Source organism: Pseudidiomarina piscicola (assembly GCF_902806985.1).
GTDB classification, from domain to species: domain Bacteria; phylum Pseudomonadota; class Gammaproteobacteria; order Enterobacterales; family Alteromonadaceae; genus Pseudidiomarina; species Pseudidiomarina piscicola.
Genome location: NZ_CADCXY010000001.1, coordinates 298,104 through 321,302 on the forward strand (window position 1 = coordinate 298,104; position 23,199 = coordinate 321,302).

A 23,199-nucleotide genomic window follows, 5' to 3' on the forward strand; every position below is an offset into this window, starting at 1 on the left:
GCGCTTTGAAACAACCGATAGACTGTAGTGTTATTCGACTTTGTCAGGGAAATTTCACAGTAAAGCGTAAACGCCAAGGTTCATGGGGCTTGTGGCTGTGATTGTTTGGTGTAGTTTGCAGAGCGCGATGTGGCTCCCCAGGTTGGATTCGAACCAACGACACATGGATTAACAGTCCACCGCTCTAACCAACTGAGCTACTGGGGAATCGCAAGGGTATGGGTGTTGTTGAAGCTGATGAGAGTTGGCTCCCCAGGTTGGATTCGAACCAACGACACATGGATTAACAGTCCACCGCTCTAACCAACTGAGCTACTGGGGAACTCATCGAACTCGTCTCAACAACGGAGGCGAATGTTAAAGGTGCCCGCGCGACCTGTCAATAGTAAAAATGAGCGTTTGCACGTTTTCTGTTCAGGGCTGCAAAAAATAGTTTTTGTCAAGTCGGTAAAAAGCGTTCAACTATAACATAAAGTATAATGCGCAATCATTCGTGGTTATCCACAGAGAGGGCAAAGTCACGCCAGTCATGGGGTTGCTGATCTTATCCACTAAATCTGTGGATAACCTTGTGGGCAGATGTGTGAGAAGCCTTAATTCATGCCGCTTAGCGGGAGTTTTAGAGATTGATTAAAAAGTAACTTGATGTATAAATCCGCTTTATAAACAATAGCTTGACGTAAACCCTTGATATAGGCACAAATTATTTTTTCAATTATTTTTGGTTGTACATTGAATCACCACTAGTTGTGCATTTCTTCATTCATTTGCTGAATTTTTGACATAAAAAATGCCCCAGTTCTAAATGAAGTGGGGCATCTTAAGTATTATGTTATGAATAAAATGAACGATTTAATTGTTAGCAAAATCTGAAATACGTTTAACCGCCTCTTTCAAAGTCGCTAAATCCGTCGCAAACGATAAACGGCAATGACCAGGTGCACCAAACGCAGACCCTGGTACCAATGCCACTTTATTGTTTTTTAATAACGCTTCACACCATTCAACGTCCGATTGCAGACCTTTGGTTGCCATCATCTGTTCGATATTGGCAAAGGTATAAAAGGTACCATCACCTTCGATACAACGTACGCCGGGAATTTGATTGAGAGCTTCGACCAAATAGTCGTGGCGTTGTTTGAACTCACTAATCATATGTTTGATGCAACTCTGATCGCCATTGAGAGCCGCTAATGCAGCGTATTGGCTTATACTGGCGGGATTAGAGGTACTCTGAGATTGCATTTTCTTCATTGCGGCAATGAGCGGCTTAGGCCCTGCAGCATAGCCAATGCGCCACCCTGTCATGGCATAAGCTTTTGAGACTCCCGACAACAACACAATACGGTCACGTAAATCGGGTGCGGCCATGGCTATGTTGGCGAAGTCAAAGTCGGCCCAAAGAATATGCTCATACATATCGTCGCTGGCAATTAAGATCTGTGGATGCTCACGCAACACATCTGCAAGAGCGGCAAGCTCTTCCTTGGTGTAAGCAGTACCGGTCGGATTCGATGGGCTATTAAGAAACAGCAAACGAGTTTTCGGTGTAATGGCCGCTGCTAATTGTTCCGGGGTGATTTTATAGCGTTGTTCGATACCGGCTTGAATAAACTTTGGCTCGGCGCCAACCAATTTTGCCATATCCGGGTAGGACACCCAGTAAGGGGCCGGAATGAGCACTTCGTCGCCAGGGTTAAGCCACGCGCTTAACAGGTTAAAAATGCTGTGCTTTCCGCCCGCAGAGATAAGGATCTCTGGCAGCTCGTAATGCAATTGGTTGTCACGCTGAAACTTGTCGATGACCGCTTGTTTTAGCTCAACAATACCATCGACTGCGGTATATTTAGTATGGCCCGCATCGATGGCGGCTTTGGCTGCGGTTTTTATAAACTCTGGAGTATCAAAGTCCGGCTCACCCACGCCAAGACCAATAACATCATGGCCCGCGGCTTTTAGCTCGGCAGCTTTTTGCGATACCGCTAAGGTCGGAGAGGGTTGAATTGCATTGATGCGATCGGATAATGGATAATTCACGGCACTTTCCTGTGGGTCAAAATAGAGGGCTTCACTATATAAGGATCGGCTGTTTTTGTCCATGATCTGAGCCTAGGGCAGAGCATTCTTTTCGCCGCTTCATAGCGTCTTTTTGGGAAATCCGTTACACTGGTTCACTTCGTATAAGTATGACCTTTAAGTCGCAATTACGCATATCAATGGAACTCTGAATGGCCTCAGCTGTATCGGCAAAATCACTTACAAGCGATCCTATTCCAACCACTCTTTGGCAGATGACTTGGCCGGTGGTGATTGGTGTTTTAACCCTGATTAGTTTTAATGTGGTCGACACTTTTTTTGTTGGGCTGTTAGGTACTGATCCACTGGCTGCAGTAAGTTTTACGTTTCCAGTCACCTTCAGCGTAGTCAGTCTAGCGATAGGCTTGGGTATTGGTACGTCGGCGGTGTTGGCGCGTAAGCGTGGGGCCGGCCATGAGGAGCAAGCACGTTTTGATGGCTTGATTGCACTTGGTGTTTCGGCGCTGTTGGTGGCTATTTTATCGGTGCTCGGTTACCTGTTTATGCAACCGATATTTGCCGCCCTGCAAGCGCAAGAACGGCTTCTACCATTAATAGAAGACTACATGCTGTTATGGTTCGCTGGCGCTACTTTGCTGGTGATCCCGATGGTGGGTAATGCGGTATTAAGGTCGTCTGGTGACACCCGTACCCCGTCAATTATTATGGCGTCGGGAGGCTTGTTGAATGCGGTTTTCGATCCAATTTTGATTTTTGGGTTGGGGCCTATTCCGGCTATGGGCGTGCAAGGAGCGGCGCTCGCAAGCGTATTGAGTTGGTCCATTGGCACGGTATTGGTGCTTTGGTACCTGCATTACAAAGGCCTTATTCGTTTTAAAATTCCTGAGCGTGCACACCCGCTTAATTCAGCGCGAGAGATTCTAAGTATTGGACTACCTGCGGCAGGGGCGAACATGTTAACTCCCCTAGCCATGGCGGTCATGACGGCCATCATAGCAGCTTATGGCGCACCTGCGGTTGCTGCGTTCGGGGTTGGATCAAGAATAGAGTCGTTGGCGAGCGTGATGATTTTGGCGCTATCAATGAGTTTACCTCCGTTAATAAGCCAAAACCTTGGCGCGATGCAATTTGAGCGTGTTCGTGAAGCTTATATTACTGCGCTGCGAAGTGTGCTCGTGGTGCAGTTAGTGATTTATTTAGTATTACTCGTTGGCGCGCCGTATATAGCGAATCTGTTTACCGATGATCCCGAAGTTGCGCGGTTAATCCGACTATTTATTTATATTATGCCGCTGGGTTATGGCATGCAGGGTATTATTATTTTAACTAATTCAAGTTTTAACGCGATGCACGAGCCCATGTCGGCACTCGCCTTAAGTATTGTCCGGCTGTTCGTGATGTTTGTGCCGCTTAGTTATGTGGGCTCACTGATTGCAGATATTCAGGGGTTATTTATCGGTGGTGTTATTGCCAATGTGCTCACCGCTGCTATCGCTTGGCGCTGGTTTCAACGCGGCATGCGTAAGCAAAGAAACGAGGAGGTCGCCTAATGGCTCGTGCTTTTGAACTAGTTTCTGACTATCAACCGGCAGGAGATCAGCCTAAAGCCATAGAGAGCTTGGTTGATAACATTGATGCCGGGCTTGCGCATCAAACTTTGTTAGGGGTTACCGGCTCTGGCAAAACGTTCACCATGGCGAATGTCATTAAAAATGTGCAACGCCCCACACTCATTCTTGCGCATAACAAGACATTGGCGGCACAGCTTTATGGTGAGATGAAAGAGTTCTTTCCAAACAACGCGGTGGAATATTTCGTATCTTATTACGATTACTATCAACCAGAAGCTTATGTGCCGACCACGGACACCTTTATTGAAAAAGATGCCTCGATTAATGATCATATCGAGCAAATGCGCTTGTCGGCCACCAAGGCGTTGATGGAGCGCCGAGATGTCGTGCTGGTTTCGTCGGTGTCATGTATTTATGGTTTGGGTGATCCCGAGTCTTACATGAAAATGATGCTTCATTTGCGTCGTGGAGACATTATTGATCAGCGCGATGTACTAAGAAGGCTGGCACAATTACAGTACAAGCGTAATGATGCCGCATTTGAACGAGGCACCTATCGCGTTCGCGGTGAAGTGATTGACATCTTCCCGGCAGAATCTGAAGAAATGGCCGTACGGTTAGAACTTTTTGATGATGAAATCGATCGTATCAGCTTTTTTGAACCGCTAACGGGGCAAATTATGCAGGCCGACGTTGCGCGCGCAACGATTTATCCCAAAACGCACTATGTAACCCCACGGGAAACTATTCTAAAAGCGATTGAGCAAATCAAAGATGAACTCAAATATCGCAAAGCAGAGCTGCTGGACGCCAACAAGTTGGTTGAAGAGCAGCGTGTATCGCAGCGTACGCAGTACGATATTGAAATGATGCTTGAGCTTGGATACTGCTCTGGTATCGAAAACTATTCGCGCTATCTGTCAGGTCGAGCTCCGGGAGAGCCGCCACCAACGTTGCTGGACTATCTTCCGGATGATGCCCTGTTAATCATAGATGAGTCGCATGTCACGGTGTCACAAGTGGGGGCGATGTATAAGGGAGATCGGTCACGCAAGGAAAACTTGGTGAATTATGGTTTTCGTTTACCGTCAGCACTTGATAACCGGCCGTTAAAGTTTGAAGAGTTTGAGTCGATTGCACCCCAAACCATTTATGTATCAGCAACACCGGGTAAGTACGAGCTGGAAAAGTCAGCCGGTGAAGTGATTGAGCAGGTAGTACGACCAACTGGACTTATTGACCCTGTTATTGAAGTGCGTCCGGTAGCAACTCAGGTAGATGATTTGATGTCTGAAGTGCGCATCAGGGTAGAGCGTAAAGAACGCGTGCTGGCGACCACACTAACCAAGAAAATGGCCGAAGACTTAAGCGACTATCTTGATGAACATGGTATCAAGGTACGCTATCTGCACTCGGACATCGATACCGTCGAACGGATGGAAATTATTCGCGACCTGCGATTGGGTGAGTTTGATGTGTTGGTCGGCATTAACTTACTTCGAGAAGGTTTGGACATGCCAGAAGTAAGCCTGGTGGCGATTTTAGATGCCGACAAAGAAGGCTTTTTACGTTCCGACCGTTCGTTAATTCAAACCATCGGACGGGCCGCACGGAATGTCAATGGCAGGGCCATTCTCTATGGCGATAAGATAACGGGTTCGATGCAACGAGCGATAGATGAAACCGACCGCCGTCGAGCAAAACAAGTGGCGCACAATGAAGAACACGGCATTACACCGCAAGGCTTAACGAAACGTGTCACCGATGTCATGGACCTTGGCGGAGCGCGGCAGCGTCGTAAAACTTATGACGAGCGCAAAGCAGTGGCAGAAGCTGAAGAAAAATATGATGTGAATCTCAATGATCCCGTTGCGGTGATGAAGGTACTTGAACGCACCGAAAAAGAGATGTACCAAGCTGCGAAAGACCTTGAGTTCGAAAAAGCTGCGCAGTTACGCGACGACGTTGCAAAACTACGAGAACACTTGAAGTTACTAGGTTAATTATGCAGTTACGGGCAGGTGACGAGAACTTTTTGACCCCTGATGGACAGCTACGAACGCCGCTGGCGCTGATGTTCGTGTTGGCATTGTTCCTACGGGGCTACCTTGCGTGGATCATCTCGCTCACGTTTAGTGAAGATCGCTCTCGATTACTACAGTTTTTCTATTCCAATACTGAGCAGTTCGTAGTAACGCTAAGTGTCGGTTTGCCAGCCTTGGCGGTGGTGGTGATGTTGAGCCAAATCAAAACAGAACTGCCGACGTGGGTGCCTAAATTCGCACGATACGCACCGGTTTTACTGTGGCTGAGCTGGCTGGCTGACGGACTATTACTGTTCTCGCTAGTGGCCGCAAACTGGCCGCACTTCGCTTTTGTGAAAGCGTTAATTATATTCGCGTGGCTCATCGCGTTCTGGCTTTTGATGTACTCGCGCCACCTAAAACGCTTCTTCCAGCTGTTGGCTGCAAGCGAATCGGATGTAGAAAAGGGCTAGTTTAGATCCATGGGTTACTTAGCGGAGACGGCTAGAAATATAGTAGCACTAAGGGCTTCGGCGTTTTTTTATTTAAACCAACAGCGCAGCGTACGAACAACGACCAGCGAAGCGGTCGAATAACGATTTTGGTTTACAAGAAGTGGTGGATGGTACTGGGCTCGAACCAGTGACCCTCGCCTTGTAAGGGCGATGCTCTCCCAACTGAGCTAACCATCCGTTTGGGGGGCTTGCAACCTTCTGGAAAGAAGTAGAGTGGTGGATGGTACTGGGCTCGAACCAGTGACCCTCGCCTTGTAAGGGCGATGCTCTCCCAACTGAGCTAACCATCCGTTTTCTCTGCGTTGCGGGGCGGTATTATAGGGAGCTACGCTGCCCTGTCAATAAAAAAATCATGAAAAAATACTGACTGCTGTCTTTTTCACCGATTCGCTTACGAATACCGCTTAATTGACCAAAAACCTTTAATGCGAGCAAGCGCGGTTATTGGTAAACTACTCCGCAAAATAACCCGAATGATGCGGAGAATGCAACTATTATGACGGTAGTCACTCGATTTGCCCCTAGTCCAACTGGATACTTACATGTCGGCGGCGCACGTACGGCACTTTACTCTTGGTTGGTTGCAAAAGCAGCCGGTGGAGAATTTGTGTTACGTATTGAAGACACTGACCGCGAGCGCTCAACGCAACCAGCCATAGACGCCATTTTAGAAGGTATGAACTGGTTGGGCTTAAGCTGGGACCAAGGACCTTATTATCAAACGAAACGGTTTGACCGCTACACACACTTTATCGACACGTTGCTCGACGAAGACAAAGCTTATAAATGTTATTGCTCGACAGAACGCCTTGAGAAAATGCGTGAAGAACAAATGGAGCGGGGCGAGAAGCCGCGTTACGACGGTCACTGTCGGGATAACCCAAATGTTGGTGGTGAACGCTATGTGGTGCGCTTCCGTAACCCACAATCGGGCTCGGTGAAATTTAACGACCATATACGTGGCCCCATCGAGTTTGCCAATACTGAGCTTGATGATCTTATTATTTGCCGTAGTGACGGTACGCCCACCTACAATTTCTGTGTCGTTATTGACGACTGGGAAATGGGTATTTCACACGTTGTGCGTGGTGAAGACCACATAAACAATACGCCGCGGCAGATTAATATTCTGCAAGCCCTGGGCGCTCCAGTACCAGAGTATGCCCATGTGTCGATGATCCTTGGTGATGATGGTAAGAAGTTATCTAAACGCCATGGCGCAGTGAGCGTGATGCAATATCGTGATGATGGCTACCTACCGCAAGCCGTTCTGAACTATTTAGTTCGATTGGGCTGGTCTCATGGCGACCAAGAGATCTTTAGTGTGGATGAAATGGTGCAGCATTTCCGGTTAGACGACGTCAACAAAGCCGCGTCAGCTTTTAATACAGAAAAACTGAACTGGTTGAATCAGCACTATATGAAAGAATTACCGGCTACGGAAGTTGCTGAACACTTGCAGTGGCACTTTAGCGATCAAGCCATTGATGTCAGTAATGGGCCTGAGTTAGAGAAAATTATTCCACTTCTAGCTGATCGCGTGAAAACCTTGAAGGAAATGGCGAGCAGTGCGCGCTACTTTTTTGAGGAATTTGAGAGCTTCGATGAAACCGCCGCGAAAAAGCATTTACGCCCAGTTGCCCGCCAAGCACTGGAAACCGTGCAGAGCCGGTTAGCGAGTCTCGATGAGTGGAATGCCGCAACGATACAGGCGGCGATTCAAGGCACTGCAGATGAGCTGGGTGTTGGTATGGGTAAAGTGGGTATGCCTTTGCGAGTGGCCGCAACGGGCTCGGGCAACTCACCGTCACTTGATGTTACGTTGGAGTTATTAGCTCAAAAACAAGTGGTAGGACGTATTAGTCGAGCAATTTCGTTTATTATTGAGCGTGAACAAGCACAACAATAGGAAATTCATCTATGCCAAAAATTCGACAGTTATTAGCGAACAACAAAGAGTGGGCGCAGCGTCAGGTTGAACTTGACCCTGATTTTTTCGCCAATCTTGTGAATCAGCAAACCCCAGAATACCTTTGGATTGGCTGTTCTGACAGTCGCGTTCCGGCCAATCAGGTGGTTGATATGGCACCCGGTGAACTGTTCGTTCACCGTAACGTTGCGAACCAAGTTATTCAGACTGACTTTAACTGTTTATCGGTCGTGCAGTATGCTGTCGATGCGCTAAAAGTAAAACATATTCTAGTGGTTGGGCACTACGGATGTGGTGGTGTTCGAGCTGCAACAGAAAGTTGTACGCATGGGTTAGTCGACCATTGGTTATATCCAATCAAAGATATTTATCGCGAACACCATGATGAACTTGAAGGCCTTGATGACAAAGCTCGAATTGATCGTCTATGCGAGTTGAATGTTATCGAGCAAGTTCGTAATTTGGCAAAATCGACAATAGTTCAAAGTGCTTGGGATCGAGGTCAAGAACTGGCCATTCACGGTTGGGTGTACAGCCTAGAAGATGGTTTAGTTAATGATATGGACGTGACTGTACGTGATCGGGCATCGTTGGAACGCATTTACCATTTCGCGTAAAACAACGCTATTTTGCTGAGCTTTTGTGCGAACTGTCTAAAAATGGAGCAAACGCTTCATTTAGCCAAAAAAAAGGTTGACGGTTAGCAACGAATTACCATAGAATTCGCCCCGCTGTCAGGGTACTGAAGTAGTGGGGCTATAGCTCAGCTGGGAGAGCGCTTGCATGGCATGCAAGAGGTCAGCGGTTCGATCCCGCTTAGCTCCACCAACATACTTTAGTATCTTAACTGCAACATTAAGGAATGCGTCCCCTTCGTCTAGAGGCCTAGGACACCGCCCTTTCACGGCGGTAACAGGGGTTCGAATCCCCTAGGGGACGCCATTACTTAAAAGTCGATGTTCGCTATTCGCGCTTCGCTGTTTGTTTAAACCAAAAGCAAATAGCTAACAGCAAATATCGCAGTTAGTAGTTAGTTAGTCCGGGGTCCCCTTCGTCTAGAGGCCTAGGACACCGCCCTTTCACGGCGGTAACAGGGGTTCGAATCCCCTAGGGGACGCCATTACTTAAAAGTCGATGTTCGCTATTCGCGCTTCGCTGTTTGTTTAAACCAACAGCAAACAGCTAACAGCAAATATCGCAGTTAATAGTTAGTTAGATAGTCCGGGGTCCCCTTCGTCTAGAGGCCTAGGACACCGCCCTTTCACGGCGGTAACAGGGGTTCGAATCCCCTAGGGGACGCCACTCATTTCTGCTTTACTCTTCTATCCTGTTTTACACCCCTTTTTCTTAAAACCGCTCAAATGAAGATCCTTTGACAAAAGCTGCACGTAAACTTTAATTAACTAATGTACTCTCGGGTGCATTCCGTCGGAACTCATGCAGGAAGGGGTTTTATATGAAAAAGTTTACAGGTGTACTGTTGGTCATGGCCTTGCAGGGTGTTTTCTTTCAACCAGCATTAGCACAAGAAGAAAAAACAGCTTTGGTACCTTTGCCCTCAGTCGATGATTTCTCTAGGGGTGATGATGGCTGGAGCTTCGGACTAGGCTTGGGGATTGAATATGAAACCGCCTACGAAGGCTCGGACGAATTTGGTGTAGAAGTTCAACCTGCTGGTGCCGTGCAATGGCGTAACGGTGATGATGTTTTCTATTTTGCAGGTGAGGCGCTGGGCTGGCGTGGTCTTCGTTCTGATACCTGGTTATTTGACGTCGCCGTGGGCTTCGATGAGGGCCGTGAAGAAGGTGATTCCGATGATGGTCATCTGGATGGGCTCGGCGATCAAGATGAGGGTGCTGAACTTGTCGTTCAAGTACGCCGTACGCTTGATGACGACTGGCGCAATCACCTGGTCGGCCGGGTTGTGACCGGCGGCGATGGAACGCTTGGTCTATTCGGAGTAGGGCACCGCTTTGGCAATCAATACGACGGTTCCGGTTCCGAAATTAATCTCGTTGCGGTTTTTCACGATAGCGAATACGCCAATAAAGGTTTTGGCATAACCGCTGAGCAGTCGGCTGCGTCCGGATTGCCCGTGACACAAATGAGTGGAGGGTTCCGCTCGATTGGTCTGAATTACAATTATCGTCAAAATATCAACGAGAATTGGCAGATTTTCGGTGAAGCGCTCTACGAACATTTTAGTAGCGACGTTCAGGATAGCCCCATCGCTCGCAGCGACTATGAGGCCGAAGTAGGCATCGGCTTTATTTACATCTTCTAGATCGAAAAAGGCCCAGCATAACGGCTGGGCCTTTTTTTGCTTGTGCCGGTGCCTTACTGGTCCAGCAGTTCGAGTAAGTGCGGCTCCATAATATCAGCGATATCATCCTGCGCTTCACGATTTGGATGAATACCATCGTTTTGCATCAATTCTGGCTTCATTGCGATCTCTTCCATGAAAAAGGGAACCAGCACGGTATTTGTGGCTGAGGTAAGCTCAGGAAAAATATCAGCAAACATCTGGCTATAGCGCTGCCCGTAGTTCGGCGGAATTCTGATCTGACTCACCGCAACTTTAATGTCATCTGCTTGCAATCGCTCAATGATCTGGCGCAAATTGGCTTTGATCGTAGTGGGGGTAAAGCCACGTAGACCATCATTACCACCAAGCTCAACCAAAACAGCATCAGGTTGATGGGTCTTGAGAATGCCTTCCAGGCGATTCAACGCACCTTGGGTGGTATCGCCGCTAATACTGGCGTTGATAAGCTCAATTGATGGCTGCGTTTGCTGCCAACGTTGCTGTAGCACACCGACCCACGACTGTTGTTGAGACATGCCGTAGCCGGCACTTAGGCTATCGCCTAAAACGACCAGTGAGACATTTCCGTAAACTGGACGTACTAGTACTAATAATGCGACGATAAATCCAAATTTTATTAGGAAATTTTTCATAAATGCTTATTCAAACCACTCAATTAAGAAAAGATGTAGAGACTAGTGAAGGTATTCTACACATTTTACAACCTACAAGCCTACAAATTGAAGCCGGTGAAACTGTGGCTATTGTGGGCGCCTCTGGTTCCGGTAAGTCGACCTTGTTAAGTCTGCTTGCAGGTTTAGACCTCGCTAGTCACGGAGATGTTTCTATAGATAACGTAAAATTGGGTGATTTGGATGAAGAACAACGTGCAAAAATTCGCGCCGACAAGGTTGGTTTTATTTTTCAGTCGTTTTTATTGATCCCAAGTCTCACCGCTTTGGAGAATGTGATGTTGCCGGCTGAGTTAGCTGGCCATAAAGAGGCTGAGGCGCAGGCTCGCGAACTGTTAAGCAAGGTAGGACTGGGCGATCGTTTGACGCACTATCCGAATCAGTTGTCCGGCGGTGAGCAGCAGCGTGTCGCAATCGCTCGTGCGTTTGTCGGTACGCCTAAAATTTTGTTTGCGGACGAGCCGACGGGGAACCTCGATGCGACAACGGGGCATAAAGTTGAAGACCTGTTGTTTCAGATGAATCAAGATTCGGGCACCACCTTAGTGATGGTCACGCACGACAGTGAGTTAGCCGAGCGCTGCCAACGGGTCTTAAAAATGGATGCTGGCCAGCTAACTGAGGTGACCCGCGATGTGGCATAAAATTTCCTGGCGGTTGTTGAAGCAGGAGTTGCGCCGCGGTGAGTTGACGATTATGGCCGCTGCTATCGTGCTGTCGGTTACTGCAGTACTGTCGTTGGCGTTATTCACGGAACGACTCCAAGCCGGGCTAACAGAGCGCAGTGCTGAGTTTTTAGCTGCGGATAGGGTGCTCAGTTCACGCCGTGATATTCCCCAAGAGTGGTTAGCTCGGGCGCAAGATGAAGGTTTGCGGACCGCTGATCGGGTGGTGTTTAACTCGATGGCGTTTGCCAACGATGAGCTTGCTCTGGTTGACGTGAAAGCCGTAAGTGACGGCTACCCATTGCGGGGGAAGTTACGCACGGCGCAGCAGCCGTTCGCTCCGGATCAGGTCGCGCAGGGATTGCCTGCTGAGGGTGAAGCCTGGGTTGCGGCAGCACTCTTTCAAGAACTCAGTCTAAGCGTTGGTGATAGCTTAGAGATAGGTAATAGCCAATTTGAGGTCACACGGGTTCTGACCTATGAACCCGACGTGGGTTTTTCAGTATTTACCGACAGCCCAAATGTTTTAATTAATTACAGCGAACTTGAGGCGACAGGGCTTATTCAACCCGGGAGCCGAGTGCGCTTTAATGTTCTTTTCGCTGGCGATACGCGAGACCTATCGCGCTATGAAGAATGGCTGCGCCCGCAATTAAATGACGATACCCACAATTGGCGTAGTATCGAAGAGGGCGACTCGCCCTTAGCGCGCAGTTTGCGTCGCGCTGAGCGTTTTATGTTGTTGGCGAGCCTGTTAGGTGTGGTGCTGGCAGCTACGGCGGTAGCAGTCGCCGCGCAACGCTACTGTCAGCGCAATTATGATGTGGTCGCGATCTTCAAGACACTAGGTGGGCAACGTGCTCAAATTCAGAAAATCTTTATTTTACACTTACTACTACTGACTGGGTTCAGCATTGGTACTGGGCTGCTATTGGGTTGGCTGATCCAAGGTCAGGTGGTTGACCTAGTGGCCCAGTACTTTGATGTCAATCTGCCCGCTGGCAGCGGTCGCGGCTATCTGCTGGCCGCCGGCACGGGCTTGATCAGTGCGGTGATGTTTACTCTGTACCCATTATTGCGGCTTATCGAAATACCGCCACTACGAGTGTTGAACCGGGAAATGACTGGTACTGACCGATGGCGTTGGCTGCATTGGGTGGCCTCGGGCGGAACCATCTATCTGTTGCTGTGGCTCTACAGCCAACAATGGCTGCTATCGACGGCATTATTTGCCGGTGGTGCGCTCGCTGCGGTGGTGTTGCTGTTCGTCAGCCGTTTCTTTATTCGTGCGAGTCGTCAGGCGGGCATGCAAGCCGGTAGCGCTTGGCGATTAGCGATGGCTGGCTTACAGCGACGAGCACAGGGTAATAGCGTGCAAATGCTGAGTTTTTCGACGGCTATCATGTTGTTGCTATTGGTGCTCGCTTTGCGTCACGAACTGTTGGCTGATTGGCAGGAACAATTACCCGACGATGCACCGAACTACTTTTTGGTGAACGTGGCTAAAGATAATGTACCTCAGTTAAAAGAGCGGTTCGCGCAGCGCGATATTGCCGTAAATGAGATGTACCCGATTGTACCTGGGCGCATGACTGCGGTGAACAATGTTGCGGTGGTCGATGAAGTCTCGAAGGAAGACAATGAAAGTGATAAGGCGCCGTCTTCAGAGCAACGTGAAGGCTTTGGTCGGGAATTGTCGTTAACCTGGAGGGATACGTTACCTCCTAACAATACGGTGGTCGCTGGTTCGTGGTGGGGGAATGAGCCTGAGCCGCAGGTCTCCATCGAAAGTGAGGTTGCTCAGCGCATGCGTCTAGACATTGGTGATGAGCTGACTTTTAACATTGGGGGCCAAGTCGTTAACGTGCCTGTAACTAGTATTCGCGAAGTTAACTGGGGCTCGTTACAACCTAACTTTTATATGATTTTTAATACCGCGGTGTTAGCTGATTTTCCGGCTACCTATATCTCGAGCTTCAATTTGCCTGAAGAACGCAAGAGCGAGCTGTATGAGCTCTTTAAACCGTTCCCGCAGGTATCCTTAATAGACCTTGATGCCATTATGGAACAGCTTCGCGAAGTTATTGATCAGGTCAGTATTGCGATACTGTTTGTGCTGATACTAGTGGTCGTGGCCGGCATGTTAGTGTTGTTAGCTCAAGTTCAAGCGTCGATGGAAGAGCGGCAGAAAGAGCTGGTGATCTTACGTACCTTAGGCGCCCCAGCGAAGCTGTTAAGTCGCAGTGTCACCTACGAGTTTTTAGTGCTGGGGGCTATCAGTGGACTGATTGCGACCTTGGCAATGGAATTGTCATTGTATATTTTGCAAACGCAGGTGTTCGAACTTGCTGCGACCTTCCATTGGCGCTTTTGGCTGGTGGGACCGATTGCCGGGGCCGTGGTTGTTGGCACCATGGGGCGCCTGGCCTGCACCCGGTTGATACGGCGCAATACTGCGCAGCTTATTCGGCGGCTGGCATAGCCCTAGCCGTCGGCAGCTCAGCGGACAGTTGCGGCAACAAAAGTTCCGCCCACAATGACTCAAAGCGTGGGCGGAATAGGGCAAAGTGGCCGATGCTTTCGAGCTCAAAGTCCTGCGGCTCAATGCGCAAGCGTCGTTGTGGTGCGCTTTGATAAAAGTTGTGCATGGCGTCAATGTTGCGATAGGTCAGCATTTCATCGTCACTAAAAGCGAGACTAAGAATAGGTGTTTTCACCGCCGCATAGGTTTGGTACAGATGCTCAGCGCCGACCAGATAGTCAGGGTGTAAGCACCAGCGTCGCCACTGCGCCATTGCCGATTTAGGAACATTACCGACAATGCCGAGTCGCGCGCCCGGAAAATAACCCACCAATGGTAATAACCACGGCACGATGGCACGCCACAAGACCCAGGATTTGTATTTAAGTGCAGGCTTGGTATCACGCCAATAGCCGGTTCCCGTGGCAACCGTGACCATGCGTTCAACTCGATCCGTATGCTCAAGCATTCCAAACAGCTGGCCGCCGATACTGTGCGCAAACCACACTACTGGAATGTCTGGAAAGTCAGCTAAGCATTGGTTTAAAACAGCTTGTGCGTCAAGTTTTGCCCAGTCGGTGACCGAGCTATCAAAGTGGCGCAGGGAATCTTCCTGAGCCAAGCCAATACCGTAATAATCAAAACCGACAACGTGCATGCCTTGTTCAGCTAACCAAGCACAAAATGCCGCATAATAGCTATGCGGAACTGCCATTGCCGGTGCCAAGATCACAACTTTACGAGGGTTTTTCGCAGCGTAATGGTGTATGTAGATAGTCCGCCCCGGCGCACTATCTAGCGGGACCCTCTTACTCGATTTCTTCGGCATCTTTTTCACGGTCTGTATGATGTTTGAACATATAAGCGCCGGTAAAAATAGTGAATACTAAGGTCGCACCTAAGGTGCCAAAGACCTTGAAGTTGACCCATGCATCAAGGCTCCAATACTTGGCGATATAGAGATTCACTGCGGCGAGTGCCAGTGTGAAAATAACCCAAGCATAGGTGAGCCGGCGCCAGGCAAAGTCAGGAAGATTGATCTCCTCGCCGAGGAATTGTTGCAGCGGGCTACGTTTTTTCCACCAAAGCCCAATGAGCAATAACAGCGCGATAGCGACATAAATGATTGTGACTTTGAGCTTTATGAACCACTCGTCACGTAGTAACAAAGTAATGGCGCCAAAGACTAAGACGACAGACAAAATGATCCAGTGACGCGGGGTAATTACCTCGCGCATGAATTTAAGCCCCATAAGCTGCAGCACGGTGCCCAGCATCAAAACACCCGTAGCTAGGAAAATATCGCCGAGCAGATAAAATAGAAAAAATAGCGCAATGGGTAAGTATTCGAGCACAAACAACATGATGAAATTCCAAAAAACACGATAGTAGGAGTTTGCCAGAAAAGTTTGTTGCCGACCACCAACAATGACTAAGCTTAAAGGTAGCGCAGCTATAACGAGGAGTCTAATAATGAAAGTATTGATTACCGGCGGAACGGGGTTGATTGGCTCTGAGCTTATCACGCGTTTACGTGATAAGTATGAGATTAGCATCCTAAGTCGCCAGCCAAAAGAAGCGATGGAGCGTTTTGGCGACGGCGTACAGGCCTTTGGGAGTCTGGATGAGGTAGAGCAGCTTAGCGACTTTCACGGCATTATTAACCTGCAAGGCGAAGGTATTGCCGATAAACGTTGGACAGCGAAACAAAAACAGCGACTACAAGAAAGTCGGTGGCAGGTCACGGAAGCGCTTAGCAAGCGTATTCAGGCCTGTGATCAACCGCCGAAGGTATTTATTAGCGGCTCTGCAATTGGCTACTACGGTGCGCAGGGCGATAAGCTAATGACTGAAGCTAAAGCCGTGGACTTACCAGATGATTTTGCCCATAACCTTTGCCAGAAATGGGAAGCATTGGCGCTCAGCGCGCAGACAGAACAGACTCGGGTTTGTGTGATCCGCACCGGTGTGGTGCTTGCCGGGGAAGGTAGCGCTTTACAAAAAATGCTGCCACCCTACTTATTGGGGCTTGGCGGACCGCTTGGTAGCGGTAAGCAGTATTTTTCTTGGATCCACCTGCAGGACATCGCGCGCGTCATCGAATTTCTGCTGGAAAATGGCGATTGCCAGGGTGTTTATAATGCCACCGCACCGCAACCGCTACCACAGGAAGAGTTTAGCGAGAGCATTGCGAGAGTGCTACGCAAGTCACATTTTATGCGGGTTCCAGCTTGGGCTTTAAAACTCTTGCTGGGCGAAATGTCACAGATGCTGCTCACCGGCCAGCGCGTAACGCCGGCACGGTTGCAGGAAGCTGGCTTTGAATTTAAGTTTGGTTCTGCTGAAGCAGCGCTGCGCGATTGTTTGTTGCCTGCTTCATCGTCTTCACAAAACTCGTAAGCTCTTCGCTCAGTTGTGCTGGGTTGTCATGGTAGTTGGCAATAAGGTTCACCACCGCGGAGCCACTGATAGCCCCAGCTGCACCCGCAGCTAGTGCCGCTTCCACATGTTCTGGCCGCGCAATACCAAAGCCCAACAAAGGCGGGGCGCTGTGGGCATCGCGTAAGCTTTGGATCACAGCAGTCGCTGGTTTTTGCATGGTGCTTTCAGTGCCGGTAACGCCGGCACGGCTGAGCAGGTAGACGTAACCTTCGCTGCTGGCAGCGATACTTTGCAAACGTTCGTTGCTGGCATCGGGTGGCGCAATAAAAATTGGCGCTATCCCATGAGCTTTTGCCGCAGTAATAAAGGGCGCGCTCTCACGTTCCGGCACATCAGCAATGAGCACCGAGTCGACGCCCGCGTCAGCGCAACGCTGATAAAACTTATCCAGCCCGGCACTTGCCACCAGGTTTGCATACACTAGTAGGCCAATAGGGAGATCCGGGTAGCGGGCGCGAACTTCCGTCAGCATCTCAAAGCAATTGACAATCTTAGTGCCGGCCTGGAGTGCGCGAATCGCCGCCTTTTGAATCGTTGGACCATCAGCGACCGGATCGGAAAACGGAAAACCAAGCTCGAGGGCATCAGCACCGCCGGCGACTAAGGCATCGATGACCTCAAGACATTGTTTCGGATTGGGATCACCCAAGGTCACGAAGGGAACAAAGGCGCCTTGATCGGCAGCGTCAAGTCGTTCAAACATGGCGTGATAGCGATTCATTTGGCGTCCTCCTGTTGTTGAAAAATACGACGAACGTGGTCGATATCTTTATCCCCCCGGCCTGATAAGTTGATCAATAGGATCTCAGGGGCGTCCGGCTCTGCTGCACGCTTCAGGGCATAAGCGAGAGCATGAGCCGATTCCAATGCCGGAATGATACCTTCTTTCTCGGCCAGCAGTTTGAACGCATCCAAGGCTTCGTCATCGGTCACAGACTCATAGCGGGCGCGCCCGATACTCTGCAAATAGGCGTGTTGCGGGCCGACACCAGGGTAGTCGAGACCTGCCGAAACCGAGTAACTTTCCTCAATTTGGCCTTCGTCGGTCTGCATCAAAAATGATTTACAACCGTGCAAAATGCCGGGATGACCAGCGGTGAGCGTGGCACCGTGATGCGCCGTTTTCAGGCCCTTACCGGCAGGTTCAACACCGACCAGCTCAACGCCTTCCTCGTCAATAAATTCCGCAAACATACCGATGGCATTGGAGCCGCCACCGACACAGGCAATGACTTCGTCCGGCAAGCGTCCGGCGCGTTCAACGATTTGTGCTTTGGCTTCCGCGCCAATCATCCGGTGAAACTCGCGAACAATGGTGGGGAAGGGGTGCGGCCCGGCTGCGGTACCGAGCAGGTAATGGGTATCGTGATAACTTGCGGTCCAGTCGCGTAGCGCTTCGTTGACAGCGTCTTTTAAGGTGCCACTACCGGTATCCACAGGAACCACTTTAGCGCCCATTAATTCCATGCGGAACACATTCGGCTGTTGGCGTTCGACGTCCTTTTTGCCCATGTAAATGATGCACTCGAGGTCGAGCAGGGCGCAGGCCAAGGCCGTTGCGGTGCCGTGTTGTCCGGCGCCGGTTTCCGCGATAATGCGGTGTTTACCCATGCGTTTCGCCAGCAGCGCCTGGCCTAAAACCTGGTTGGTTTTGTGGGCGCCGCCATGCAATAGATCTTCACGTTTCAGATAGATTTTCGTGCCATTTGGACTGTCCACGGGCAGGTTACGGCACAAGGAGAGCGGCGTTGGCCGACCCAGGTAATTTTTTAACAAGTCGCGAAACTCGTTTTGAAAGTCGGGATCCTGCTGAGCGTCCTCAAAGGCTTGCTCAAGCTGATCTAAAGCGGGTAACAGAATTTCTGGCACAAACTGGCCACCGAATTCTCCAAAATAAGCTGGGTAATTACTCATGGTTTTGTTTCCCATACTGACGAATTTGTTCAAAGAGCTGCACAATTTTACCGGCGTCTTTAACGCCCTTAGTGCGCTCCACGGCTGAATTAAAATCAAATCGTTGCAGCCCGGTTTGCTGGGCCTCGTTTAAATTGTGACGACCAAGTCCACCAGCAAGAATACAGCGCTCGCGCTCGGTTGGCTTTAGGTTGTCTAATAGTTCCCAGGCAAAGGTCTTGCCGCTGCCACCTTGCAGGTTATCCAGCAACACAAAATCTGCTAAACTGGTTGGCAATAGTAGGGGCGCCTCGACGCGGTGGGCCTGCCAAACTTCTGTGCCTGCGGGGAGTGCTTGCTTAAGCTGGGCGATGTAATCGGTGTCTTCATGACCATGCAGCTGCACCGCATGCAGACCAAGTTCAACGGCGATGGTTGCAACCTCAGCCAGCGGCCTATCGGCAAACACACCAACCCAAAGAAGATCAGGCTCTGCCGCGATGAGTTGTGCCGCTTGCTGCTGGGTAACGGCGCGCGGCGAATGAGGCACGAAAATAAGCCCGCCATACGCTGCTCCTGCCGCACGCACAACATGGGCATCGCTAACTTGGCTCAGGCCACACACCTTGTGTTTACCGTAAATCAGTTCGCGACAGGCTTGGTCAATATTCGGTTGTGAGGTTAATGCGCTGCCCACTAAAAAGCCGTCAACGAAAGGCGCTGTTGCGCGCACATGCTGATGTTCGCTGTAGCCAGATTCCGCCACCAGAAGGGCACCTGCGGGGGCTAACTTGCTCAGTTGCTGACTGCGTTTAGGATCAATACTGAGATCATGTAGGTTGCGGTTATTGATACCAATAATGTTTGCGCCTAATACTGTTGCGCGTTGCATTTCTTCTTCTGTGCTGACTTCTGTGAGGACATCTAAATTGAAATCCGCTGCCAGCTGAGCCAGTTCGCGGTAGGTCTCATCGTCGAGAATGGACAGCATTAACAAAATTGCATCGGCACCAAAGTGGCGCGCCAACAGCACTTGTAGCGGCTCAACGATAAAGTCTTTGCACAATACAGGCACATCAACAGCACTGCTAACCGCAGCTAGGTACGCAAAATCGCCCTGAAAGAAATCAGGCTCGGTCAACACTGAGATGGCGTCTGCATAGCGCGAGTAAGTCTGTGCTATTTGAACCGGATGGAAGTTATCGCGGATCAAACCTTTTGATGGCGAAGCTTTCTTGCACTCAAGAATAAAACTACTGTCGCGTTTGGCCAGCGCTTTCGCCAAACTGCGTTGGCTTAATCTTAACTCGCGTCTGAGTTCCGCCAACGGGTACAGCTCGGCGAGCTCACCTAAACGGGTGCGACGTTGATGAACAATTTTTTGTAAAATCGTATTAGCCACGATTAAACTCCTGTAACTGCTGCAAGTGGGTCATGGCTTGGCCACTGGCCAGATGTTCAAGTACTGCGTCGGTTGCGCTAGTTAGCGTAGTATAATGACCGGCCAGGTAAAGTAGGCCAGCGGTACTAATTGCGACGGCATTAGCGTGTGCTACGGGCGCCGAGCCTTCAAGGATCCGTATTAGCGCTGCAGCATTAAAGTCAGCGTCGCCGCCGCGCAAGGCGTTGACTGGGGCTTGTTGGACACCGAAATCACTAGGTTGTAATTGATAGTCGAACAACTCACCATCGCGCAATTCGACCACTTGCGTGGCACCGTGTAAAGCAATTTCATCCAGCCCTGAGCCGTGAACTACCATGGCGCGCTTGCAGCCGAGCAATTTGAGCGTTTCCGCTAGCGGACGGCACCAGGCGGGATCATAGACACCGAGCTGTTGTACGTCAGGACGCGCCGGATTGACCAGTGGTCCGAGTAAATTAAAAAGTGTTCTGGTTTTTAGGGTTTGGCGAACGGGCATGGCATAACGAATGCCTGGATGGTAATGAGGCGCGAATAAGAAACAGAAGTTGAGCGCATCGAGTTGGCGCGCAGCGACTTCTGGGTCTTGGGTCACAGATAGTCCAAGACTTTCCAGTACGTCGGCCGAGCCTGAGCGAGACGAAACGCTGCGATTACCGTGTTTGGCAACGGTTAGCCCCATACTTGCAGCGATCAGTGCTGCAGTGGTTGAAATGTTGATGGTATTACTGCCATCGCCACCCGTGCCACAACTGTCGACGACTAATCGGTTGGGCCGTTGAAACGGCTTGGCGGCGCGGCGTAAGGCGAGTGCTGCACCTGCCATTTCGCAGGGCTGTTCGCCGCGCATTTTCATCGTCGTAAGCAAGGCGGTAATTTGGATTTCGTTGAGTTCGCCTTTCACTAAGTGATCGAACAAACGCTCACTGGCATCCATAGATAAGCTGTTACCGGATAGAAGTTGTTTAATTGCGTCCATTACGGTTGCTCCGTAGAAAATAGAAATTCGATCGTTTGCGCAAGCAGTTGGCTGCCGCGCCCAGTCAGAATTGACTCCGGATGAAACTGAAAGCCAATTGCCTGGAAGTCGCTAAAGTAGGCGGCCATAGGGATACTTTCCTTAACACTTTGATAGCTTGCTAAAAGCTCGATGCCAGTGGGTAGTTGGTAACCGGCAAGACTATGATAACGAGCGACAGGCAGAGCACTTGGAAGCTTGACGAAAATTGGGTGAGCGTTGCATTCAATGATGCTGCTCTTGCCGTGGATCGTTTCGCTGCAGCGGCGAACCGTTGCGCCCGCGGCTTCAAGGAGCGCTTGAAAGCCCAAGCAAATACCGAGCATCGGGTATCGACCTTTCGCATGCGCAATTATTGGCATGAGTTGACCGGCCTGTTGAGGGTGGCCGGGCCCCGGTGAGAGACATATAAGCTGCGGACCTTGATAGTCGTCAAGCGTGCGTTGCAACGTGGCTAAGCTAACGGTATTACGGTACACGACCAACGGGTAGCCAAGTTGGCGCAGTTCATCGACCAGGTTATAGCTAAAGGAGTCAATGTTGTCGATTAAGATGATGCGAGCAGGCTTCATACAGACATGTCCTCAACATTGTAGGTGGCTTGAATGGCAGAGATAACGGCCTGTGCTTTACCCTCAGTTTCGGCCACCTCAGCACTGGCGACAGAGTCAGCGACGATGCCAGCTCCGGCTTGTACAAAGGCTTGTTTATCCCGCACCAAAGCCGAACGAATAACGATACAAGTGTCCATATCACCACGTCCGGACAAATAGCCAACGGCACCGCCATAGGAACCACGCCGCTGTTGCTCATAATCTCGAATGAGCCGCGCCGCAGATACTTTCGGCGCGCCGACCAGGGTACCCATGTTCATACAGGCACGGTACGCATGGAGAGCATCGAGATCTTCGGCCAGCTGAGCTACCACGCGTGACACCAAATGCATCACATGCGAGTACCTGTCTACTTGCAGTAAATCTGCTACGTAACGTGTGCCTGGCTGGGCGATTCGAGCTAAATCGTTGCGTGCCAGATCTACCAACATTAAGTGCTCGGCGAGCTCTTTTTGATCACAGCGTAATTCGAGCTCAAGTCGACTGTCGAGGTCTGGGTGTATACGTCCGTCGGTATGTTTACCTCGTGGGCGGGTGCCTGCAATCGGATAGAGTTCAACTTGGTTACTGTCCGCTGTATATTTTAAGGCTGATTCCGGTGACGCACCGAACAAAGTAAAATCATCGGTATGCAGATAAAACATGTACGGCGACGGATTCGCGGCCTTTAAATGTGCGTAGGCAGCTAAACTATCGGGGCAGGGCAGACTAAATTGGCGTGATGGCACGACCTGAAAGATATCTCCGTCGGCGATGTGTTCCTGTAGCTGCGCAACCCATTGTGCGTAAACGTCGCGACTTGGACTAGCCACTACAGTCGGCGATTTTGCTGGTTTAACCGGGGCCTGCTGCGCCTCTTCCTTGACGGTGGCTAAAGGTAATTGGCAGACGGCGACGATTTCGCCTAACTGTTGTGCTAAGCGGGTGTAATACGCTGCCGACTCTGGGCCACTCAATAGGGTTGCGAGTAACTCGGTGGTTTGTTCTTGGTGATCGACCACCAATAGGCTTTCGGCGAGATAGAATTGATAGTCAGGGCAGTTATTGTCGCCACAAGCAACCGCGGGAAGCTGTTCCATACTGGCGATATAATCGTAGCCGAACACACCACCGATAAACAATGAAAAGTCGTGGTCTGCACTGCCTTTTAGGGCTTTTAGCTCATGCTGCAAAACACGTAACGGCTGTTCGGTACTTTGATGACGTAAGCGCTGCTCTTCGTCTAGCTCGTTGAGCTCTGTACTCGCTTGTCGGAAACGACACTCTAATAGTTCTGGACTCAGTTCGATAGCTGCATTGTGTTGCAAGCGCTCGCTAAGCAAAGGCAGTAACTGTGCACCATTAGCTGTAAGAGCTTTAATGGATACATTATGACCGTTACAGGTGATCTGTAATGATGCTTGCACCATAAGCAAACTTTTTAGGTGTTTACGCGATTGAATTTCCGCTGAATCGAGCAATAAAGTATTTGCTTTGCTGCCGCATAACCGTTGATACAGTCGCTGGGTATCGGCGATGTATGGCAACTGCATGTGCAGCGAGTGATAATAGC

Annotated in this window: 19 protein-coding genes and 8 tRNA genes; 13 read left to right on the plus strand and 14 right to left on the minus strand. The window is 50.0% G+C overall.

Going from position 1 to position 23,199, the window contains the following annotated elements; all coding sequences use genetic code 11:
- Positions 1-130: 130 nt before the first annotated feature.
- From PSI9734_RS01550 to PSI9734_RS01560, 3 genes are all read right to left on the minus strand, one after another.
- Positions 131-207: transfer RNA gene (locus tag PSI9734_RS01550), tRNA-Asn, on the minus strand.
- 38 nt (positions 208-245) lie between these two features.
- Positions 246-322, minus strand: a tRNA-Asn gene (locus tag PSI9734_RS01555).
- Positions 323-852: 530 nt separating this feature from the next.
- Complete coding sequence (locus PSI9734_RS01560; protein WP_173919356.1) at positions 853-2,037, minus strand: pyridoxal phosphate-dependent aminotransferase; 1,185 nt, start codon at positions 2,035-2,037, stop codon at positions 853-855.
- Positions 2,038-2,228: 191 nt separating this feature from the next.
- On the opposite strand from PSI9734_RS01560, the gene PSI9734_RS01565 reads away from it, so the two are divergent.
- Genes PSI9734_RS01565 through PSI9734_RS01575 form a run of 3 tightly spaced genes read left to right on the plus strand, consistent with a single transcriptional unit; the run spans position 2,229 to position 6,105 of the window.
- Positions 2,229-3,587: an MATE family efflux transporter gene (locus tag PSI9734_RS01565; RefSeq protein WP_173919357.1), complete on the plus strand. Its 1,359-nt coding sequence runs from the start codon at positions 2,229-2,231 to the stop codon at positions 3,585-3,587.
- Positions 3,587-5,611, plus strand: coding sequence for an excinuclease ABC subunit UvrB (uvrB, locus tag PSI9734_RS01570; RefSeq protein WP_173919358.1), 2,025 nt, complete (start codon positions 3,587-3,589; stop codon positions 5,609-5,611). Before PSI9734_RS01565 ends, uvrB begins: the two co-directional genes overlap by 1 nt.
- Positions 5,612-5,613: 2 nt before the next feature.
- The gene (locus PSI9734_RS01575) at positions 5,614-6,105 is read left to right on the plus strand and encodes a DUF2919 family protein (protein ID WP_173919359.1); all 492 of its coding nucleotides are present in this window, start codon (positions 5,614-5,616) and stop codon (positions 6,103-6,105) included.
- A 143-nt stretch (positions 6,106-6,248) separates the two neighbouring features.
- Here PSI9734_RS01575 and PSI9734_RS01580 read toward each other — a convergent pair.
- A tRNA-Val gene (locus PSI9734_RS01580) sits at positions 6,249-6,324 on the minus strand.
- A gap of 37 nt (positions 6,325-6,361) precedes the next feature.
- A tRNA-Val gene (locus PSI9734_RS01585) sits at positions 6,362-6,437 on the minus strand.
- A gap of 206 nt (positions 6,438-6,643) precedes the next feature.
- Here PSI9734_RS01585 and gltX point away from each other — a divergent pair.
- The 7 genes from gltX to PSI9734_RS01620 all read left to right on the plus strand — a co-directional run bounded on the left by gltX (position 6,644) and on the right by PSI9734_RS01620 (position 10,361).
- Positions 6,644-8,056, plus strand: coding sequence for a glutamate--tRNA ligase (gene gltX, locus PSI9734_RS01590; RefSeq protein ID WP_173919360.1), 1,413 nt, complete (start codon positions 6,644-6,646; stop codon positions 8,054-8,056).
- An 11-nt stretch (positions 8,057-8,067) separates the two neighbouring features.
- Positions 8,068-8,694, plus strand: a complete 627-nt coding sequence (can, locus tag PSI9734_RS01595; protein ID WP_173919361.1) for a carbonate dehydratase — start codon at positions 8,068-8,070, stop codon at positions 8,692-8,694.
- Between the two features lie 135 nt (positions 8,695-8,829).
- Positions 8,830-8,905 (plus strand) — tRNA-Ala (locus PSI9734_RS01600).
- A 38-nt stretch (positions 8,906-8,943) separates the two neighbouring features.
- A tRNA-Glu gene (locus PSI9734_RS01605) sits at positions 8,944-9,019 on the plus strand.
- Positions 9,020-9,121: 102 nt separating this feature from the next.
- Positions 9,122-9,197 (plus strand) — tRNA-Glu (locus PSI9734_RS01610).
- 106 nt (positions 9,198-9,303) lie between these two features.
- Positions 9,304-9,379, plus strand: a tRNA-Glu gene (locus tag PSI9734_RS01615).
- Between the two features lie 154 nt (positions 9,380-9,533).
- Positions 9,534-10,361 carry a MipA/OmpV family protein gene (locus PSI9734_RS01620; RefSeq protein ID WP_173919362.1) on the plus strand — a complete coding sequence of 276 codons (828 nt, stop codon included), beginning with the start codon at positions 9,534-9,536 and terminating at the stop codon, positions 10,359-10,361.
- A gap of 53 nt (positions 10,362-10,414) precedes the next feature.
- Here PSI9734_RS01620 and PSI9734_RS01625 read toward each other — a convergent pair whose 3' ends face one another.
- Complete coding sequence (locus tag PSI9734_RS01625) at positions 10,415-11,035, minus strand: arylesterase (protein ID WP_173919363.1); 621 nt, start codon at positions 11,033-11,035, stop codon at positions 10,415-10,417.
- Between the two features lie 2 nt (positions 11,036-11,037).
- Here PSI9734_RS01625 and PSI9734_RS01630 point away from each other — a divergent pair, with 2 nt between their 5' ends.
- Positions 11,038-11,718, plus strand: a complete 681-nt coding sequence (locus tag PSI9734_RS01630) for an ABC transporter ATP-binding protein (protein WP_173919364.1) — start codon at positions 11,038-11,040, stop codon at positions 11,716-11,718.
- Entirely contained in the window at positions 11,708-14,221 is a 2,514-nt protein-coding gene (locus PSI9734_RS01635; protein WP_173919365.1) for an ABC transporter permease, read from the plus strand. The genes PSI9734_RS01630 and PSI9734_RS01635 overlap by 11 nt, the downstream gene beginning before the upstream one ends.
- Here PSI9734_RS01635 and PSI9734_RS01640 read toward each other — a convergent pair.
- Both PSI9734_RS01640 and PSI9734_RS01645 read right to left on the minus strand, forming a co-directional pair.
- The gene (locus PSI9734_RS01640) at positions 14,202-15,089 is read right to left on the minus strand and encodes an alpha/beta hydrolase family protein (protein WP_281351414.1); all 888 of its coding nucleotides are present in this window, start codon (positions 15,087-15,089) and stop codon (positions 14,202-14,204) included. The two genes, PSI9734_RS01635 and PSI9734_RS01640, sit on opposite strands and share 20 nt — an antisense overlap.
- Complete coding sequence (locus tag PSI9734_RS01645) at positions 15,070-15,624, minus strand: inner membrane-spanning protein YciB (protein ID WP_173919367.1); 555 nt, start codon at positions 15,622-15,624, stop codon at positions 15,070-15,072. The genes PSI9734_RS01640 and PSI9734_RS01645 overlap by 20 nt, the downstream gene beginning before the upstream one ends.
- Positions 15,625-15,733: 109 nt before the next feature.
- Between PSI9734_RS01645 and PSI9734_RS01650 the strand changes: the two genes are divergently transcribed.
- Entirely contained in the window at positions 15,734-16,660 is a 927-nt protein-coding gene (locus PSI9734_RS01650) for a TIGR01777 family oxidoreductase (protein ID WP_173919368.1), read from the plus strand.
- On the opposite strand, the gene trpA is transcribed toward PSI9734_RS01650, so the two are convergent.
- The 6 genes from trpA to PSI9734_RS01680 are packed head-to-tail and all read right to left on the minus strand — an operon-like array spanning position 16,587 to position 23,179.
- On the minus strand, positions 16,587-17,423 hold the full coding sequence (gene trpA, locus PSI9734_RS01655; protein ID WP_173919369.1) for a tryptophan synthase subunit alpha: 837 nt from the start codon (positions 17,421-17,423) through the stop codon (positions 16,587-16,589). The genes PSI9734_RS01650 and trpA overlap by 74 nt on opposite strands.
- Positions 17,420-18,616: a tryptophan synthase subunit beta gene (gene trpB / locus PSI9734_RS01660; RefSeq protein ID WP_173919370.1), complete on the minus strand. Its 1,197-nt coding sequence runs from the start codon at positions 18,614-18,616 to the stop codon at positions 17,420-17,422. Before trpB ends, trpA begins: the two co-directional genes overlap by 4 nt.
- Entirely contained in the window at positions 18,609-19,997 is a 1,389-nt protein-coding gene (trpCF, locus tag PSI9734_RS01665) for a bifunctional indole-3-glycerol-phosphate synthase TrpC/phosphoribosylanthranilate isomerase TrpF (RefSeq protein WP_173919371.1), read from the minus strand. Before trpCF ends, trpB begins: the two co-directional genes overlap by 8 nt.
- Positions 19,990-20,994, minus strand: a complete 1,005-nt coding sequence (gene trpD / locus PSI9734_RS01670; RefSeq protein ID WP_173919372.1) for an anthranilate phosphoribosyltransferase — start codon at positions 20,992-20,994, stop codon at positions 19,990-19,992. Before trpD ends, trpCF begins: the two co-directional genes overlap by 8 nt.
- Positions 20,994-21,605 carry a glutamine amidotransferase-related protein gene (locus PSI9734_RS01675; RefSeq protein WP_173919373.1) on the minus strand — a complete coding sequence of 204 codons (612 nt, stop codon included), beginning with the start codon at positions 21,603-21,605 and terminating at the stop codon, positions 20,994-20,996. The genes trpD and PSI9734_RS01675 overlap by 1 nt, the downstream gene beginning before the upstream one ends.
- On the minus strand, positions 21,602-23,179 hold the full coding sequence (locus PSI9734_RS01680; protein WP_425500047.1) for an anthranilate synthase component 1: 1,578 nt from the start codon (positions 23,177-23,179) through the stop codon (positions 21,602-21,604). Before PSI9734_RS01680 ends, PSI9734_RS01675 begins: the two co-directional genes overlap by 4 nt.
- Positions 23,180-23,199: the final 20 nt, after the last annotated feature.